Below are 16,538 nucleotides of genomic sequence, written 5' to 3' on the forward strand. Positions count from 1 at the left end.
CGATCAAGGCAATTGTTGCCTAGCCCAGTTTCCCTTCGGCCGCCAGTTCGCGAATCATGCGGATGGTGTCGATGTCGGCCTCTTCATAAGCGGAACGGCGGAATTCATCGTAAAACTCTTGCTCGGCCTGCGCCGCCGGCTCTCGCTCAACCGCGTCGTCCTCATATTCAAAGCGCACGAACAGCATTTCCTGTTCCGGCTCCTCAATCGTCATGATCAGGCTGGAACCGCCGATATCTTGCTGTTTCGGCACCTGGTAGCGCACTTGCAGCAATGGCAGGTAACTGACCACATCCTTGACCGTTACTTTGCCATAACGCAATTCCCGCGCGACCGACTGCACCGATTTGTCCGACAAGCGGCAATCGTCCAGATGCTCAACGAACAACATCGGCTGTTCGGCGCGCATCACCAGTCCGCGCCACAGCTGCTCGCGGGTCAGGGAGTCGATCAGCGGGTTGAGGGGATCATTGATTTCGATCAAATGGCTGAATTTCATGGAATGTCCGGCGAAATAGTTGATGACGGATTGTCCCATATTCGGCACAGGAACTGGTGCCAGGCCGCAGGAAGCTTGCCCGTCCCCCGCGCACTGTTAAAATACAGCGCTTTGCTCCTTTCGGCCTGCCGCTGCGCTGTCATTTATGTCGTCCACCCCCAATTTCGGTCTCAATGCTCCCCAACGGGAAGCCGTCAAGTACCTGGACGGCCCCTGCCTGGTGCTGGCCGGGGCGGGCTCCGGCAAGACGCGCGTCATCACGCAGAAAATCCAGCATCTGATCGAGGATTGCGGCTACGACCCCAAACACATCGCGGCGCTGACCTTTACCAACAAGGCGGCGACAGAAATGCAGGAGCGTATCGCCAAGCTGTTGAAGGACCCGAAGCAGGCCAAGCACATCACCGTCAGCACCTTCCATTCGCTGGGGGTCAAGATCCTGCGCCAGGAAGCACGCTCGCTGGGCTTGAAGGACCGCTTTTCGATCATGGACAGCGACGATTGCTTTTCTATCGTGCAAGATCTGGCGATCACGACCGACAAGCAGCTGGTGCGCCGTATCCAGGGCGCCATGTCGCTCTGGAAGAACGGCCTGATCGATCCGGAGCAAGCCATCAAGGATGCCGTCACCGAAGACGAAGCCCAGTCTGCGCGTATCTATCGCAGCTATGTGGCGACTCTGGCGGCCTACCAGGCGGTTGATTTCGACGACCTGATCCGCCTGCCGGTGGAACTGTTCCGCGGCAACGAGGCGGTGCGCGACAAATGGCAGCGGCGCTTGCGCTATCTGCTGGTCGATGAATACCAGGATACCAACACCTGCCAGTACGAACTGGTCAAGCTGCTGGTGACCGGGCTCGGCAAGAAACCGATGTTCACCGCGGTGGGCGACGACGACCAGGCGATCTACGCCTGGCGCGGCGCCACCATAGAGAACCTGAAAACCCTGCAGGTCGATTTCCCCGACCTGAAAGTGATCAAGCTGGAACAGAATTACCGTTCTTCCACCCGTATCCTGCAAGCCGCCAATGCGGTGATCGGCAACAATCCCAAGCTGTTCGACAAATCGTTGTGGTCGGAACACGGCTTGGGCGATCCGATCAAGGTGATGGGCATGGAAGACGACGAGAAAGAGGCGGAGCAGGTGGCGATCATGCTGTCTGCGCATCGCTTCGAGCGGCGCGCCAAGTTTTCCGACTACGCCATCCTGTACCGCGGCAATCACCAGGCGCGGATATTTGAAAAGGCTTTGCGGCGCGAACGCATTCCATATTCGATGTCGGGCGGCCAGAGCTTCTTCGACCGCGCAGAAATCAAGGACATCATCAGTTATTTGCGCCTGATCGCCAACGAGGACGACGATCCGGCTTTCATCCGCGCCATTACCACGCCAAGGCGCGGCGTCGGCCAGGCCACGCTGGAAGTGCTGGGCACGGTGGCGGGGCAGTGGCAATGTTCGCTGTTTGAAGCGGTGTTCAAGGGTGGCATCGAAGCCAAGCTGACCGACCGCCAGCTATACCCGCTGCGAGAATTCTGCCATTTCATCAACCAGCTGGAAGCCCGCGCCAGCCGTGTCGGCCCCTCGGGCAGCGGCGAAAACGCCGCGGCGGTGCTGGACGACATGATGAAGGAAATCAATTACGAGCATTATCTGTATGACAGCTTCGACGACCGCGCGGCCCAGGGCAAATGGCAGAACGTGCTGGATTTCACCAATTGGCTGAAGGAAAAGGGCACTGGCGGTAAGGATGGCGCCGGCGATGAGCGCAACTTGCTGGAGCTGACCCAGATGGTGGCGCTGATGTCGATGCTGGAAGGGCGCGACGAAGAACCGGATGCGGTGCGCATGTCGACTCTGCATGCTTCCAAAGGGCTGGAATATCCGCACGTGTTCCTGATTGGCGTCGAGGAGGGCATCCTGCCGCACAAGGGTGACCCCGATGCGCCGCCGGAAACCATCGCCGCCCGCATCGAAGAGGAAAGGCGGTTGATGTACGTCGGCATCACGCGCGCCCAGCGCAGCCTGCACGTCAGCTGGTGCAAGAAACGCAAACGCGCCGGCGAATCCATCGTTTGCGAAATATCACGGTTCGTCAAGGAAATGAAGCTGGATGAAGGCGACGCCATGCCGACCGAAGCCGAACAGATCACGCCACAGAATCGCCTGGCCAATTTGAAGGCTTTGTTGCAGAAGCCGAGAGCGGCGTGAGATGATAGGCCTTACAGCGTTTCCATTCAGGAGTAACAAATGAGTATAGACAACATCAAGACCTCGCTGGAAAAGCTCCGCGCAACGCTGGAGAACAACGGCGCGGTGGATGGCGAATTGAAGAACTTGCTGCAAACCCTGGATACCGACATCCAGCAGTTGCTGAAATCCCCCGAAACCACCGCAACAGCAGCGCCGGCGACCGGTATCCGCTCCGAACTGGTGGAGCGCGCCCAGGGCATTTCGGCACGCCTCGCGGTGAAGCATCCGCACCTGGAACCGGTATTGCGCGAAATCGCCGATACGCTGACCAATATGGGTATCTGATTCCCCAGCCAATATGACTTTGCGGGCAGGGACGACCCTGCCTGTAACTGCCAAGAACGCCTCAAACTTCCCGTTTAACCCGCCGTACACAGCATAAATCGCCACATAGCGTGTGGCCATGAAGCTGTGTGCCGCGATTGTTTATTTTATTGGAACATTATGTGGTTTAAAAATCTCCAGATCTATCGTATCCCCGCACCTTGGGCCATTTCGGCCGAACAGCTGGAAGCATTCCTGGCGCCCCAGGCATTTGCCAAATGCAGCAGCCTGGAACTGCAAAGCCAGGGCTGGCTGTCGCCCCGCGACAACGGCATGCTGGTGCATACCGTGAATCGCCAGATGATGATCCTGCTGGGCACGGAGAAGAAATTGCTGCCAGCTACCGTTGTCAACCAGGTCACCAAGGCGCGCGCCGCCGAGATTGAAGAGCAGCAAGGCTATGCGCCCGGTCGCAAGCAGCTGAAAGATCTCAAGGAACAAGTCACCGATGAGCTGTTGCCGCGCGCATTCAGCATCCAGCGCAATACCTGGGTCTGGATCGATCCGGTCAACGGCTGGCTGGTCATCGATGCGTCGAGCCCGGCCAAGGCCGAAGAAATCCTCAAGCTGCTGCTGGGATCGGTCGACAAACTGCAGATTTCCGGCTTGCGCACGGCGCATTCGCCGTTGACTTCGATGACCAACTGGCTGGCGTCGGATGAAGCGCCGCATGGCTTTACCGTCGACCAGGACACCGAACTGCGCGCCGCCGGCGAGAGCAAAGCCACCGTACGCTACGTGCGCCATACCATCGAAGCCGACGACGTCCGCCGTCATATCGCCTCCGGCAAGCAATGCACGCGGCTGGCGATGACCTGGGCTGATCACATTTCTTTCGTTCTGACTGAATCGCTGGCGATCAAGCGCATCGCGCCGCTGGATGTGCTGAAGGAAAGCAATGACGTCAGCAGCAAGAACGACGACGAACGTTTCGATTCCGACATGATGCTGATGACCGGCGAACTGAGCAAGATGCTCAACGATATCGTATTTGCGTTGGGTGGCGAACCGGCGGTCTGATCCAGTTGATGCGGGGTTTCGGCAATAGCGAAACCCCGTGCTGATTCTTAAAAAGCCCGGATGGTGGTGCCGCCGTCGGAAGACTCGAAGCTGTCCGGGCTGATCATGACGCGGTTGCGGCCTGCCGCCTTGGCGCCGTACAGGGCCATGTCGGCGCGCTGAAACGCTTCGTCGATGCTTTCGCCAGGGCGGAAATCGGTAATGCCGATCGACGCCGTCAAGATAATATCCTTGCCGAACTTGCTCCAGTCGTACATTTCAGTCTCGGCGCAGATGCGGTCAAGCGCGGTCACGCCTTCTTGCACCGTGGTGCCGGTCAGCACCAGCACGAACTCGTCGCCGCCGTAGCGGGCAAAATGGTCGCTCAGGCGCATTTCGTTGCGGACAATCTCAACGAAAGTCTTAAGCACCATGTCGCCGGCCGCGTGGCCGAAATTATCATTAACCGACTTGAAGCCGTCCAGATCGAGAATGGCGATGCAGAACGGCGTACCGCCGCGCTGAAATCGCTTTTGCTCGACAGCCAGGATTTCCATCAGCGAACGACGGTTCTCGATATTGGTCAGTTCGTCGCGGGTCGCCAGCTCTTGCACCCGTTTCATGGCCTTCACCAGTTGCTGGTTCTGTTCGGTGATCTTGCGCTGCATACGGCTCATCATGTTGGCCAGGTAGATGCAGCGGCCCAGGGTCAGGATGAATGAGAGGCAGACCAGCAGCTGGCCAAGATTGCTGCCTACCGGGAATTGCAGGTGCCAGCCGATAAGGCTGAACGCCAGCACCAGCCCGAGCGAGCCGATCAGCCAGCTCACCACATTCCAGAAAGTGCTGAGACCCAAAGCCCCGAAGGCGTAGATAACGAAGAAATTGATCAGGAACAGGTAGCCCACCTGCGGCGCCAGTATCAGGAATCCGGTCTGCACCAGCAAAGCCGTCACTACTTGCGGGAAAGTCAGGCCGGGATCTTTGGAGCGGCGTTTGTAGCCGCTTCTGAGCAACAGATAGAAAATCCCGCTCACCACGATCACGGCCATGCCGTAGAGCAGCGCGATATCGGGCTGTATCACCCCGGCATAGGCAAAACCGCATAGCAGCAAGACATCCAGTACCCCGCTCAGCGCGACGCGCCCCAGCATGCCGAATGCCATCGCATTCATTTCTTTTCGTCGTTGCTCTTTCATTTCCCCGAATTCCCTTTGCACGCCATTGTTGCCATTGGTTTCTTCAGCTCTATTGGCAACAAGCCGCCACGCATGACAGACAGCAATTCATTTTTTTGGGAGAAATGGATGCAGGACATGGTACTAAAGGGGAACAATAATGCCATGTTTTGGCTATCACACGGATGTGGGAATGAGTAATGTATCAAAATTGTTACACAACAGATATGCTATAGCTTATCGGAAATTTAAACCGCATCTGCCAATCCTTAACCAGGTGTAGAAGCAGGCCGGTGCAAATGGGACCGTAAAAATAGAACGTCTTTCGTGTTTTAAGGGGATCAGGGGAGTATGAGAGTCATTATTTTGTTATTAGTTGCTGTCGGGATAGGCGGTTGGTACTGGAATCGTCAAAATACCCTTGATGAGGCAGCCGTCACACGCTTCTACGACATAGCCACCGAACATGTGCTGAATGGCCAAGGCAAAGAACTGTGCGCCATGCTGACCAAGGATTTTACGCGCACCGGCATCAATTCGACCAGCCAGGGACGCATTCAGGAAAATGCCGACAAGCAGGAAACCTGCGACAAATACGACAAGATGTTCGACGGCATGGCCCATACCGGCGGCATGATGTCGGCCAATTACCAGATAAACATCGAGCATATCGAGATTGGCAAGGACAAGCGTAGCGCCGAAGTAAAGCTGGCGACCAATGTCAGCATGGCAATCGGACCAATAGGCAAGGTTGCCGAGACCAGGGACAAAAGCGTTGAGACGCTGGTGATACGCAATGGCAAGGTAATGCTGCAAAAATCGGAAGGCACCGCTATCACACGGACTATTGGCGATCGCTTTTAAGATATAGGGATAGTGGATACGGCCTGACGAAAAAAGACGACTTCGAAGTCGTCTTTTTTATTTTCAAGTCATCCCATAAACGATCCCTGAAATACAAATGCCCGCTTGCGCGGGCACTTGTATTCTTGGCGGAGTGGACGGGACTCGCCTACATGCTGCAGGCCGCTGCTGCGCTTGCAAGCGCAGCCCTTCGACTCCCGCCGAAAGCCGCACAGGCGGCTTTCTCCACTCCACAGAGTGATATCCCCTAACGGGAATATGAAATTGGGACTTGAAATAAAAATGCCCGCTTGCGCGGGCACTTGTATTCTTGGCGGAGTGGACGGGACTCGAACCCGCGACCCCCGGCGTGACAGGCCGGTATTCTAACCAACTGAACTACCACTCCTAAACTACTCTTCATTAAGATCATTTGGCTACTTGGTGGGTGCTGAGAGGCTCGAACTCCCGACCTACGCCTTGTAAGGGCGCCGCTCTACCAACTGAGCTAAGCACCCAAAATGCACACTTAGTCAGCCAAATTTTCTTGCGTATGTCACTACGCCTGAAGGGGGCAGATTGTACAACGGTTTTTTTAAAAAAACTAGCGCTTCATTAAAAATTGTTTAAAAAGTTTTCCGTAGCCCCGCATTTCCCTCTGTAGCTCTGTCGATCCCGACCACAAAATCGCCACGTGACGAACGCGTACTCCGACGCACTCTGCTATTCTTTCGGCTGAATTGGTTTTCCAGAAAAAGGAATGCCGGGTTCATGTCGACTGTCGTCACCAGTCGCAGCTTCGTATCCTGACACAGATCGTTGTACGTCGTGTGGATTCATGCGGCGCCGCAGCAACGACCTATCGTCCTCATAGAAATATACAATTAATGCTATCAACGAATTGTATATAATTAACTTTTACTATCGAAAGGCATCACGATGAAAACAATCGGTCAATCTCTCGCACCATTCAAAGTCGAAGGCGTAAAACCTGGCTTCAACCTGCCTGAAGAGAACGGCGTATCGGCATTTGAAACCATCACCGAAACCTCGTTTCCTGGCAAATGGAAGATCCTGTACTTCTACCCAAAAGATTTCACATTCGTTTGCCCAACTGAAATCGTTGCCTATAACAAACTGACGCGTGACTTCGATGACCGCGATGCAGTCTTGCTGGGTGGTTCTTCCGACAATGAATTCGTCAAGCTGGCATGGCGCCGCGAGCACGCTGACCTGAACAAGCTGAGCAACTGGCAGTTCGCCGACACAACCGGCAGCCTGATCGACCAACTGGGCATTCGCCACGAAGCCGGCGTAGCACTGCGCGCGACTTTCATCATCGATCCAAACAACGTCATCCAGCACGTTTCCGTCAACAACCTGAATGTCGGCCGTAACCCTGAAGAAACACTGCGCATCCTGGATGCTCTGCAAACCGACGAACTGTGCGCCTGCAACCGCGCCCCTGGCGGCGAAACTCTGTAATCCATCCGGATTCGATCAAGCCCCCTGCGCTTGATCCGGTGTGATACCGAGAGCAATCCAGCAATGATGTAACCGTCCGCAACGAGGCCTGGCTAATGCCGGCGCCTCGCGAGCCGACACGATTTGAATTCAGTACTTAAGGAGAAACCATGGATATGCTTCAATTACGCGATGCCATCCCGTCGTATGCCAAAGACGTCTGGATCACCCTTGATGGCGCTTTGAACAGGTCTGGCCTAGCGCCGGAAGTTGCGGCGGCCGCAGGCATTGCAGCAGCGATCTCGGCCGGCAGTCCCCAGCTGGTTGAAGCGTTCCAGGGTTTGACTACCGAAGCCGAAGCCACCGCCGCCAAGACTGCGGCGGCAATCATGGGCATGACCAATATCTGGTACAGCTATCTGGAGCTGGCCGATGACGCCGAGCTGAAAACCCAGCCGCCGCAAATCCGCATGCAAGCCTACGCCACCCACGGCGGCGTTGAAAAGAAGCACTTCGAAATCTACACTTTGGCGGCATCGATCGTCGGCAAATGCCGCGGCTGCGTCACCGGCCATATTGCCGAGTTAAAGAAACTGGGCATTACGGCAGCGGAACTGCGCGATATCGGCAAACTGGCAGCGGCAGTCAACGCTACCAGCAAATTGATCAAGCTTAGCTGAATTGAGATAGAGCGAAGCCAATGCGCCCGATCAAAAGCCATCTGCGAAAGCCGACGGCTTTTTATTTTGGCGATAGCCCGCTCTCAGCCTAGAATGATAAAAAGGCGACCTGCCCGATAATTCCAGGAGACCGCGATGAACGCCAGGATCAATCTAGGCTTGTACTGCGCCACCGCGCTTCTACTAGGCTCTTGCACCAGCACGCCGACGGCGCCGCCACCGATACCGGCCACAACGCCCAACGCCACCTCAACCGCCACCACGCTGGATGACTACAAGCGCGGCTTGGCGCAAAGAATCGTCGCCGTCAATTCGACCGAGGTGTACATCGGCCGGCCGCAGGCGCTGCTGCGCGCTGTGATCGTAGTGAAATACTATATCAATGCCGATGGCCAGCTGCTGCGCGCGGAAATCTTACGCACCAATCGGGATCGCAAGGCGGAAACCAGCGCCTTGACCTCGGTACGCAAAGCCGCGCCCTTCCCCAAACCCGACGGCAAATTCCTGCGGCGCGGCGAAGTCGAGATCGCAGAAAGCTGGCTGTTCAATGACGATGGTCGTTTCCAGCTGCGCTCGATCGCGGAACAGCAAATGGATCAATAACGCGCTTGGCAAGGTGCATCCTGACAGGCGCTGCCGGGGAGGCTTGCTTCCCGCGCGCATCTCGCCTACCATCGAGCTACCAGCCAGAACGCCAGGTAGCACTCCGTGTGATTCTTCGTCACGCCGCGTTCGCACCTACATCCCCTTTTTCTACGAGATAGCACAGTCATGGATATCAAGCCGCCAATCACCATTTCCAGCTTCGACCTGGAACGTATTGAACAATTGCTGGCGTCGGCCGCCTACCGCAACCTGCCGGGCATCGACGCCCTGGAGCATGAATTGGGCCGCGCTACCGTGGTTGATCCGGAACAGATTCCGCCAGGCCTGATCACCATGAACTCCTCAGTCCGTTTTATTGACGATGTCAGCAAAGTCGAATACGACATGACCCTGGCCTACCCTGGCCCGTCCAATCCGCCGGATGCGGTATCGATCCTGGCCCCGGTCGGCAGTGCTTTGCTGGGTCTGTCGGTAGGACAATCGATTTCCTGGCAAGGCCCGGGCGGCCGTCCTCTGCAGCTGCGGATCCTGGACGTGACTTACCAGCCCGAAGCCAACGGCGAATTTCACCTTTAATCACATCCGCAATCGCGTGCAGCAGCCGACAACGTTATATCCAATAAAACGCCATCTACTGCCGCAAGTTTTCAAGACGTCGAGCTATCGCGTCTGTTACGTAAAAAAGTAAAGACAGGTCATCATGTTAAGCGCAGATTATCAACGCCCTCCCAAGCTCTACCGCTATTCGGAGCGGCAGTGGCTGGAACGCTCTTTGACGCTCGGAGAATTCCGCTTGCGTCCGCCGGCAGAAAGCCTGCAGATCAGCAACCTGCATCATCCACGCAATTCGGGCGCCAAAGCCATGCCGCAGTTATTGACGCTAAGCATGAGCAGCAGCGACGACGCCAGCCTGTTCAACGCCTTTGCACCGTCCGACTGCTGCCTGGTGATTCACAATACAGAAGAATTCGGTGAACTGATCCATCGCGCCGCCCAGCGTGTGCTGCCCAACTGGGCCGGGATCGACGCCGCCATCTGCTACGGTCAGCCGAGTCCGCTGGGCGCGACATTTACCAAACCCAAGCGCGACGCCTCCCAGCATGAATGGCTGTTTGCCTGGCGCCCCGCGCAAGCGACGATTGCGCTGCGTCCCATCGTTATCCAGATCGGCAATATTGAAAAAATTGCGGAATTGCGCGACAAGAAATAGTCGCAGATCGTCTGTTACCTTCGCCAATCGGTGCACATCTGCCGGTAAAACACCTTGTTGGCAGATTGGCACAGTAGCCTGTATCATCGTCGATACTGCCTAAGCTAGCTCGGCGACAGCCGTCATAGCACGTATTCGCTATACTTAAAAATCCACGAATCAAGGAGCTACACCATGCACAGATCCACCCTGAAAACCACTCGCAGCGATATCCGTAGCCTGGTCAAAGACGCACAAGAGCTGTTCCGCGAAGCGGCAGCGACCACCGGCGAGAAAGCTGAAGATTTGCGTCAAAAAGGTTTGGAACTACTTGACGCGGCTGTATCTAAAGCACAAGACGTGCAAGCAGCAGCGATCGAAGCCGGCAAGGATATCGCCGCCACTACTGATGATTATGTTCAGGAAAACCCATGGAGCGCCATCGCGATTGCCGGCGGTATCGGTTTGCTGCTCGGCTTGGCCATTTCCCGTAAATAAACGCAGCATAACCGTCAGGCACGCATGAACCCACAACAACCCAAGCACAGTAGCCCGGGTCTGGTGTCCGGGCTGGTCAGCACCGCGAAAAACATGTTTGCGCTGGTGATCAGCCGCATTGAACTGGCCGCCCTGGAGTTTTCCGAGATCGGCTCCCACCTGCTGAAGCTGTTCCTGATCTGCGCGCTCAGCATTGTCGCGCTGTGGTTTGCGCTGGCCTTCTGGAGCGCCTTGGTAGTGGTGCTGGCGTGGGAAGCCATGGGCTGGAAAATACTGGTGATTCTGGGCGCGTTCTTCACCCTGGTGGCGATAGGCTCGGCCTTGTATGTACGCAGCGTCTTGCGCCAGGGCCGGCTCGGTTTGCCGGTCACCATGGCGGAACTGCGCAAAGATCGCGACGCACTACTTTAAGCACGGAACCGCACATGAGCAGACACGCAGGACTGGACAGCCACCTCTCAACCGCCGAACGCAAACAGAAACTGCTTGCGGAAGGTGCGGTGTTTCGCGCTGAGATGCTCCATTCACGCGATATCGTACGCGCCAATTTGAACAGCAAATCGCTGGCGACGATTGTATTGGGCCGCGTCAGCGGCATCGCCTCCTCCTTGCTCGGCACCTCAAGCGCGCTCAAGGCGAGCAATCTGCCGGCGATGCTGCCGCTGGTGGTGACCGGCGTGTCATGGCTGTCCAAGCGCTGCACGCGCAAACCTTTTCTAATCGGCGCTGCTGTAATTGCAGCAATCGGCGGCGCCGTTTTTGTCAGCAGTAGAAATAGCAAGGAAACAACGGATGACGAATGACCGTAATCTCCGCCCGGAGATCCGGTTTTTTGCTGATGCTGTCTCAATCTTCGAGAGGAAAGACCATGAATAAATTTAAATTAGGCGCTCTGGTTGTGGCAGTTGCCATGGCAACCGCCGGTTGTGCCGATATGTCGCAAACGCAGCAAAGCACCGCAATGGGTGCGGGCGCAGGCGCTGTACTCGGCGGCTTGGTGGGCGGTATCGCAGGCCCGGGCGGCGCTGGCCGGACGGCTGCCGGTGCAGCAATTGGCGCCGCGATTGGCGCGGTCGGCGGCAATATCTGGGGTAAGCACCAGCAAGACCAGAAACTGGCGATGGAAAGAGCTACTGCCGGTACTAACGTACAAGTTACCCAGACCGCCGATAACCGTCTGAAGGTCAATGTTCCGGCCGATACCGGCTTTGCCACCGGACGCGCCGACCTCAATCCGGCCCTGCGCCCGATCCTGGACCAACTGGCGACAACGCTGGTGCAGAACCCGGCATCCCTGGTGGAAGTCTACGGCCACACGGATAGCACCGGTACCGACGCCATCAACGGTCCCCTGTCACGCCAGCGTGCGCAGAATGTCGCCAGCTACCTGAGCAGCCGCGGCGTCGCCCCGAACCGCATCACCTCGGACGGCCTCGGCTCAACTCAGCCTCTGGTCGCCAACGATACGGCAGCCAATCGCGCGGTCAATCGCCGTGCTGAAATCTTTGTCCGCGAACCGGCTCCCCAGCAAGGGCAACCGCAGCCACAAGCACGGGCTTATTGATCTCTCATCCGAGATCTTGAGCAAAAAAAAAGCCAGTCAACGTATTGACTGGCTTTTTTTTACGACTGTGACTCGTCCTGAAATAGGTTGACACTTTTTCGTCGCAACGAAGGAGAAGTCAATGGAATCAATGGTTAAGCGGACGCAGCGCGATTATGGATTGGCCTTTAAATTGGCAGTGGTAGAACAGGTAGAAAAAGGCGAACTGAGCTATATAGAGGCGCAGCGCCGATATGGCATACAAGGTAGATCGACGGTACTGGTATGGTTGCGGAAATACGGTCATCAGGATTGGAGTGGCCAATCGAGCCGTAAGACTGTGGAGTTCGCAATGGGAAACGAGGTAAAGAAAGTGCTCACGCCGGAACAGCGCATCAAGGAATTGGAGGCACAACTCAAGGCTGCCAATGAGAAAGCGCAGCTGTTTGAGGCCATGATCGATGTTCTGAAGAAGGATTACGGAGTACGCATCGTAAAAAAGCCTTTGGGCAGGTCCTCTCACAAAGGCTCGTCGAAGGATTGAGCGTGAGCAAGGCCTGCGAATATGTTGGCATCAGTCGCCAAGCATATTACAAACGCCATCAAAGCCAGCAACAAAAAGATGAGCGAGAAGGCAAGATCATTACGTTGGTGAAGCAGGTTCGCTTACGTCAGCCTCGCCTTGGCACCCGCAAACTTCAACACATCTTGAGTCCGCCGCTGGGCGAGATTGGCGTCAAGCTAGGGCGAGACGGCTTGTTCAATGTGCTACGTAGAGCACGCCTGCTGGTCGTCCCCCGCCGGGCATATCACAAGACAACCAATAGCCACCATCGTTTCCGCAGGCATCCGAATTTGCTCAAGGATGGACCGTCGAAAATCGTACCGACTCAGGCTGAGCAGGTCTGGGTGGCCGATATTACCTATCTGCCGACGGCCCAGCGGTTTGCTTATTTGAGTTTGATCACCGACGCCTACTCTAGAAAGATTGTCGGCTACCATGTCCATGATAGCTTGCAGACCGAGCAAGTAAGCCAAGCACTGAAGATGGCACTAAGAGAACGTCAATCTCGGCAGCAATTGGTCCATCATTCCGATCGGGGAATGCAATACTGTTCGACCTATTATCAAAAAATTCATGCACGTCACGGTATCACCTGCTCCATGACCGATGGTTATGATTGTTATCAGAACGCTTTGGCAGAACGCGTTAATGGCATCTTGAAGGGAGAGTTTCTCTTGCAACGACCTGCCAATCTTCAACAGGCAGCCTTAATGGTAAAACAATCCGTGCGCATTTATAACGCTGAAAGGCCGCATCTGTCTTTACAATACAAAACGCCCGATGAAATTCATCGGGCGTCTCTGGCTACTATCTGATCAGTGAATCGACGCACTGACAGGTGTCAACCTATTTCAGGACGGGTCACTGTCTAAGCTAAATTATTTTGCTGCCGGCTCCGAAGCGGCGCTAGCCGCGGCAGAAGCAGCCGCTGGTGCAGCTGGTGCCGGAACTTCAGGTTCCTTGAACTTGCCGCCGGACTGGTTGGCCATGTAGACCACTGCGCGCGCCACTTCGATATCGTCGAGATCAGGATTGCCGCCCTTGGCCGGCATCGCCCGCAGACCGTGCAATGCATAACCAACCACCTTGTCATAGCCATCAGCCAGACGCGGTCCCCAGGCGCCGGCATCGCCGACCTTTGGCGCACCCGCTGCGCCGGTCGCATGGCAAGCGGAACAAGTAGACTTGAAGACTTCTTCACCGGACAGCAACTGCTTGGGAGCATTGGCATCCTTGAAGGTAAAACCGGCGTCGGCGACCGGCTGGATACGGGCAGCGATCGCTTCGGGCGTCTGCCCTTCGGAACCTGCACCGACTTTTTTGCCGGCGGTGACGTATTGCACCAGCAATACAATACAGATGATAGGGACTAAAAAACCGGCTGCAACAGCAATGATCAGTTGCTTAGGCGTCTTGATCGCGGATTGATGCTCTTCGTTTTGTGCGTCGCTCATAATTCCCTCAGTGCAATTTTCAAAGCCATAGCCGGATACGCGCCAAAAAACCGTTCAAACTGCCAGAACAGTCCACGATCCCTCGCCAAACCCTTGATTATAGTCGCAATAAATACTATTTGGAACGAACAACAGTTGCTTTACATGGACGCGCGCGCAGAAAAACGGTATCCTTCATGCCTCTTCACCGTTCCTCTTATGCGGCTGTAGCTCAGTGGATAGAGTATTGGCCTCCGAAGCCAAGGGTCGCTGGTTCGATTCCAGCCAGCCGCACCAGTTTTCCCCATACAAATCAAATACTTAAAAATCGCTTGCAAACCATGCTAGTGCGAACGACCGGCAATTATAGCGGTTCACTGCCCTCAGATTCCCATCCTATTTGATCGTCCGGGCGACTCCCGTTGCAATTAGCCTCCTTTGGTGCTGACGCAGGAACAGCCGCAGCGTCACTATAAATAGCAAAACCTTGCACTAGTTTTACGACCGGCCTACTCCAGAGATACATACACCTTCAATCGTTGAGATTTGCGGAACAGTCTTACAACATCTTTGCGACTCAACAGATTTCCAGCAATCCAGATCCTATCAATTTTGACAGTTGTTCAAATCAAGATTGACGAGCAATCTTGCCAAGCACCAAATGCCTTGAGGCAACTAGCTGCACATGCCGATGGCTAAAAAATACAAATGCTGCTCCTGCTTCCCATCTGAATCCCGTTTCATCTTGCTCGATCCTTATCAGCTTGCAAGTCGCACAGCGCGCGGCTGCTAGCCATGCGCTTTATTGCAGCTGGTAAAAGGCGATAGGTGCCCCAGGCAAGCGTCTTTCCTTGTTTTCGCAAACCGTACTCATTTTCAATGAAGTTGATACGAAGGAGAAACAATGCAAGCTTCACAAATAAGGCGTCATCTGGGTGGGGCGGCGAAATTGCTGCCGGCCACTACGCCAACCATGCTGGCCGCGCAAAAACTGACTACGCAAGACGCCGCCAGCGAACAACTGCTTAATCTTGAATTTTCCCCGCGCGATTATGTTGCTTATCTGCTATCCATCGATGCCGAGATTGAGCACTGCCTGATGGTGCAGTATCTGTACGCTGCCTATTCGCTGGGCGGACCGCAGGTGCCGTCGCAGTTTCGCGACGCCGTGCGCAGCTGGCAGGAAGTGATCCTGGGCATTGCCAAAGAGGAAATGGGGCACTTGATTTCGGTGCAAAACGTGCTGCGCCTGATCGGCGCGCCGCTGCACTTCGAGCGCGAAGACTATCCCTGGGATGTGCCGTTTTACCCCTTCCCGTTCATGCTGCAGCCGCTGACCCTGGATTCGCTGGCCAAGTATGTCTACACGGAAGCCGCCGTGGACTGGAAAGGCGGCGCGCTGGGCGACGAAATCCGGGCGCGGGTGGCGACCCAGACGTCGAATCCGCATCAGGTGGCGGAATTGTTCAATACCTTGATTCCGCTGGTGGAAGATCCGCTGTATTTGCACGATTACGTATTCCAGGCCGACACCTTCTCTTGCCAGGCCAACTTCGCCGAGTGGGGCCGCGGCTACCAGGGCGGCAATCGCGGCAACAGCACCGACACCGCCACGGAAAAGACCGTGACCAGGACGCCAGATGTGCTGGTGGTGCCGGTGACTTGCCGCGACGATGCTGTCAACGCCTTGAAGGCCATCGCCAAGCAGGGTGAAGCGCCGCATGGCTCGACGCCGTCGCATTTCGTGCGTTTTTTGCGGGTGTACGTCGAAATGCGCGCGGCGCAGACCCATCAGGCCTGCAGCCTGGAACTGTGGAACAACGCCCGTCCTGCCGATTTTCTGGAGGATGCCTGGACGCGCTCCTACCCGGACATGGCTTCTGCGCCGCAGGCCAACGCCGCACCGTGGAGCGCTTCGCGCCCGGTGGCGGTCAATCCGTATGTGTCGCTGGATAGCGACGAGGAACCCGAGCAAGACGGCACGCCTACCACGCCGATTACCCATCCGGAATCAGCACTGTGGGCCTCTTTGCACAACGTACGTTATCGCATGTTGCTGACCTACTTGATCCACAGCTTCACGCTGTACGGTGGGTTGAATGCGGCGGGTTTGATCACACCGCGCGGCACCATCGTGAATGCGACGTTTGGCGAAATGTACAACCTGCGCGCCATTTCGGAAATCCTGATGCAGTCACCGGTCTCCGCCACCGATCCGGAAGCCGGATTCGCGGGGCCACCATTTCAGATGCCCTACACCCTGAACAGTGCATTTAGTGAAGCGGATCGCTGGATCGGACATCTCGACCTGCTTAACGCATCCGAGGGGTTGATCGCCGCACTGCTGCTCACCAGCAGCCCGGCGCGCCACGCCTATTTGCACAGTTTGCGCGAAGCGGATAAAAACATGATCGCGATTGCGACGCGTATTTTGTCCGGCAGCATTGATCCAGCCTTGCTCTAGGA

General features: G+C 56.0%; 18 protein-coding genes and 3 tRNA genes. 16 read left to right on the forward strand and 5 right to left on the reverse strand.

Annotation, left to right across the window (positions count from 1 at the left end):
• Nucleotides 1–19: 19 nt before the first annotated feature.
• Nucleotides 20–499, reverse strand: a complete 480-nt coding sequence (locus LT85_RS24195) for an SRPBCC family protein (RefSeq protein WP_038497396.1) — start codon at nt 497–499, stop codon at nt 20–22.
• A gap of 145 nt (nt 500–644) precedes the next feature.
• Here LT85_RS24195 and LT85_RS24200 point away from each other — a divergent pair, with 145 nt between their 5' ends.
• The 3 genes from LT85_RS24200 (at nt 645) to LT85_RS24210 (ending at nt 4,094) form a co-directional block, all read left to right on the forward strand.
• Nucleotides 645–2,708 (forward strand): UvrD-helicase domain-containing protein, encoded by a 2,064-nt coding sequence (locus tag LT85_RS24200; protein WP_038494187.1) that lies wholly within the window; start codon nt 645–647, stop codon nt 2,706–2,708.
• A 39-nt stretch (nt 2,709–2,747) separates the two neighbouring features.
• Nucleotides 2,748–3,035, forward strand: coding sequence for a DUF4404 family protein (locus LT85_RS24205; RefSeq protein ID WP_052135437.1), 288 nt, complete (start codon nt 2,748–2,750; stop codon nt 3,033–3,035).
• 159 nt (nt 3,036–3,194) lie between these two features.
• Nucleotides 3,195–4,094: a recombination-associated protein RdgC gene (locus tag LT85_RS24210; RefSeq protein WP_038494189.1), complete on the forward strand. Its 900-nt coding sequence runs from the start codon at nt 3,195–3,197 to the stop codon at nt 4,092–4,094.
• Nucleotides 4,095–4,141: 47 nt separating this feature from the next.
• On the opposite strand, the gene LT85_RS24215 is transcribed toward LT85_RS24210, so the two are convergent.
• Nucleotides 4,142–5,248, reverse strand: coding sequence for a GGDEF domain-containing protein (locus LT85_RS24215; protein ID WP_038494191.1), 1,107 nt, complete (start codon nt 5,246–5,248; stop codon nt 4,142–4,144).
• 354 nt (nt 5,249–5,602) lie between these two features.
• On the opposite strand from LT85_RS24215, the gene LT85_RS24220 reads away from it, so the two are divergent.
• Nucleotides 5,603–6,115 carry a hypothetical protein gene (locus tag LT85_RS24220; protein WP_156117630.1) on the forward strand — a complete coding sequence of 171 codons (513 nt, stop codon included), beginning with the start codon at nt 5,603–5,605 and terminating at the stop codon, nt 6,113–6,115.
• A gap of 311 nt (nt 6,116–6,426) precedes the next feature.
• Here LT85_RS24220 and LT85_RS24225 read toward each other — a convergent pair.
• Nucleotides 6,427–6,503: transfer RNA gene (locus tag LT85_RS24225), tRNA-Asp, on the reverse strand.
• A gap of 33 nt (nt 6,504–6,536) precedes the next feature.
• A tRNA-Val gene (locus LT85_RS24230) sits at nt 6,537–6,612 on the reverse strand.
• 421 nt (nt 6,613–7,033) lie between these two features.
• Between LT85_RS24230 and LT85_RS24235 the strand changes: the two genes are divergently transcribed.
• From LT85_RS24235 to LT85_RS24285, 10 genes are all read left to right on the forward strand, one after another.
• Nucleotides 7,034–7,579, forward strand: coding sequence for a peroxiredoxin (locus LT85_RS24235; protein WP_038494196.1), 546 nt, complete (start codon nt 7,034–7,036; stop codon nt 7,577–7,579).
• Between the two features lie 149 nt (nt 7,580–7,728).
• Nucleotides 7,729–8,238 (forward strand): carboxymuconolactone decarboxylase family protein, encoded by a 510-nt coding sequence (locus tag LT85_RS24240; protein WP_038494199.1) that lies wholly within the window; start codon nt 7,729–7,731, stop codon nt 8,236–8,238.
• A 135-nt stretch (nt 8,239–8,373) separates the two neighbouring features.
• A complete protein-coding gene (locus tag LT85_RS24245) occupies nt 8,374–8,841 on the forward strand; it encodes an energy transducer TonB family protein (protein ID WP_038494202.1) in 468 nt (155 codons plus the stop codon).
• Between the two features lie 168 nt (nt 8,842–9,009).
• Nucleotides 9,010–9,420 (forward strand): nucleoside diphosphate kinase regulator, encoded by a 411-nt coding sequence (gene rnk / locus LT85_RS24250; protein WP_038494205.1) that lies wholly within the window; start codon nt 9,010–9,012, stop codon nt 9,418–9,420.
• A gap of 124 nt (nt 9,421–9,544) precedes the next feature.
• A complete protein-coding gene (locus LT85_RS24255) occupies nt 9,545–10,054 on the forward strand; it encodes a hypothetical protein (protein ID WP_038494208.1) in 510 nt (169 codons plus the stop codon).
• A 174-nt stretch (nt 10,055–10,228) separates the two neighbouring features.
• Complete coding sequence (locus LT85_RS24260; protein ID WP_038494210.1) at nt 10,229–10,531, forward strand: DUF883 family protein; 303 nt, start codon at nt 10,229–10,231, stop codon at nt 10,529–10,531.
• Between the two features lie 24 nt (nt 10,532–10,555).
• Nucleotides 10,556–10,942, forward strand: a complete 387-nt coding sequence (locus LT85_RS24265; protein ID WP_038494213.1) for a phage holin family protein — start codon at nt 10,556–10,558, stop codon at nt 10,940–10,942.
• A 14-nt stretch (nt 10,943–10,956) separates the two neighbouring features.
• On the forward strand, nt 10,957–11,334 hold the full coding sequence (locus LT85_RS24270) for a hypothetical protein (protein ID WP_052135438.1): 378 nt from the start codon (nt 10,957–10,959) through the stop codon (nt 11,332–11,334).
• A gap of 65 nt (nt 11,335–11,399) precedes the next feature.
• A complete protein-coding gene (locus tag LT85_RS24275) occupies nt 11,400–12,095 on the forward strand; it encodes an OmpA family protein (protein WP_038494217.1) in 696 nt (231 codons plus the stop codon).
• A gap of 121 nt (nt 12,096–12,216) precedes the next feature.
• Nucleotides 12,217–13,454, forward strand: a protein-coding gene (locus LT85_RS24285; protein WP_156117425.1) for an IS3 family transposase whose coding sequence is annotated in 2 segments (ribosomal slippage) — nt 12,217–12,567 and nt 12,570–13,454 — 1,236 coding nt in all. Because the reading frame shifts where the segments join, the coding sequence is not laid out codon by codon here.
• A gap of 63 nt (nt 13,455–13,517) precedes the next feature.
• On the opposite strand, the gene LT85_RS24290 is transcribed toward LT85_RS24285, so the two are convergent.
• Nucleotides 13,518–14,093, reverse strand: a complete 576-nt coding sequence (locus tag LT85_RS24290; RefSeq protein ID WP_038494220.1) for a c-type cytochrome — start codon at nt 14,091–14,093, stop codon at nt 13,518–13,520.
• Between the two features lie 200 nt (nt 14,094–14,293).
• Between LT85_RS24290 and LT85_RS24295 the strand changes: the two genes are divergently transcribed.
• Nucleotides 14,294–14,369: transfer RNA gene (locus tag LT85_RS24295), tRNA-Arg, on the forward strand.
• Nucleotides 14,370–14,976: 607 nt separating this feature from the next.
• Nucleotides 14,977–16,536, forward strand: coding sequence for a ferritin-like domain-containing protein (locus LT85_RS24300; RefSeq protein ID WP_038494223.1), 1,560 nt, complete (start codon nt 14,977–14,979; stop codon nt 16,534–16,536).
• The last annotated feature ends 2 nt before the right edge of the window (nt 16,537–16,538 follow it).

The organism is Collimonas arenae, assembly GCF_000786695.1.
GTDB classification, from domain to species: Bacteria; Pseudomonadota; Gammaproteobacteria; order Burkholderiales; family Burkholderiaceae_D; genus Collimonas; species Collimonas arenae_A.

Bases quoted from the DNA above. Each gene is read 5' to 3' on its own strand.
- LT85_RS24240 (WP_038494199.1), top strand. From the start codon at position 7,729: ATGGATATGCTTCAATTACGCGATGCCATCCCGTCGTATGCCAAAGAC.
- LT85_RS24195 (WP_038497396.1), bottom strand. From the start codon at position 499: ATGAAATTCAGCCATTTGATCGAAATCAATGATCCCCTCAACCCGCTG.
- LT85_RS24290 (WP_038494220.1), bottom strand. From the start codon at position 14,093: ATGAGCGACGCACAAAACGAAGAGCATCAATCCGCGATCAAGACGCCT.
- LT85_RS24260 (WP_038494210.1), top strand. From the start codon at position 10,229: ATGCACAGATCCACCCTGAAAACCACTCGCAGCGATATCCGTAGCCTG.
- LT85_RS24220 (WP_156117630.1), top strand. From the start codon at position 5,603: ATGAGAGTCATTATTTTGTTATTAGTTGCTGTCGGGATAGGCGGTTGG.
- LT85_RS24270 (WP_052135438.1), top strand. From the start codon at position 10,957: ATGAGCAGACACGCAGGACTGGACAGCCACCTCTCAACCGCCGAACGC.
- LT85_RS24245 (WP_038494202.1), top strand. From the start codon at position 8,374: ATGAACGCCAGGATCAATCTAGGCTTGTACTGCGCCACCGCGCTTCTA.
- LT85_RS24255 (WP_038494208.1), top strand. From the start codon at position 9,545: ATGTTAAGCGCAGATTATCAACGCCCTCCCAAGCTCTACCGCTATTCG.
- LT85_RS24265 (WP_038494213.1), top strand. From the start codon at position 10,556: ATGAACCCACAACAACCCAAGCACAGTAGCCCGGGTCTGGTGTCCGGG.
- LT85_RS24275 (WP_038494217.1), top strand. From the start codon at position 11,400: ATGAATAAATTTAAATTAGGCGCTCTGGTTGTGGCAGTTGCCATGGCA.
- LT85_RS24210 (WP_038494189.1), top strand. From the start codon at position 3,195: ATGTGGTTTAAAAATCTCCAGATCTATCGTATCCCCGCACCTTGGGCC.
- LT85_RS24235 (WP_038494196.1), top strand. From the start codon at position 7,034: ATGAAAACAATCGGTCAATCTCTCGCACCATTCAAAGTCGAAGGCGTA.
- LT85_RS24200 (WP_038494187.1), top strand. From the start codon at position 645: ATGTCGTCCACCCCCAATTTCGGTCTCAATGCTCCCCAACGGGAAGCC.
- LT85_RS24300 (WP_038494223.1), top strand. From the start codon at position 14,977: ATGCAAGCTTCACAAATAAGGCGTCATCTGGGTGGGGCGGCGAAATTG.
- LT85_RS24215 (WP_038494191.1), bottom strand. From the start codon at position 5,248: ATGAATGCGATGGCATTCGGCATGCTGGGGCGCGTCGCGCTGAGCGGG.
- LT85_RS24205 (WP_052135437.1), top strand. From the start codon at position 2,748: ATGAGTATAGACAACATCAAGACCTCGCTGGAAAAGCTCCGCGCAACG.
- rnk (WP_038494205.1), top strand. From the start codon at position 9,010: ATGGATATCAAGCCGCCAATCACCATTTCCAGCTTCGACCTGGAACGT.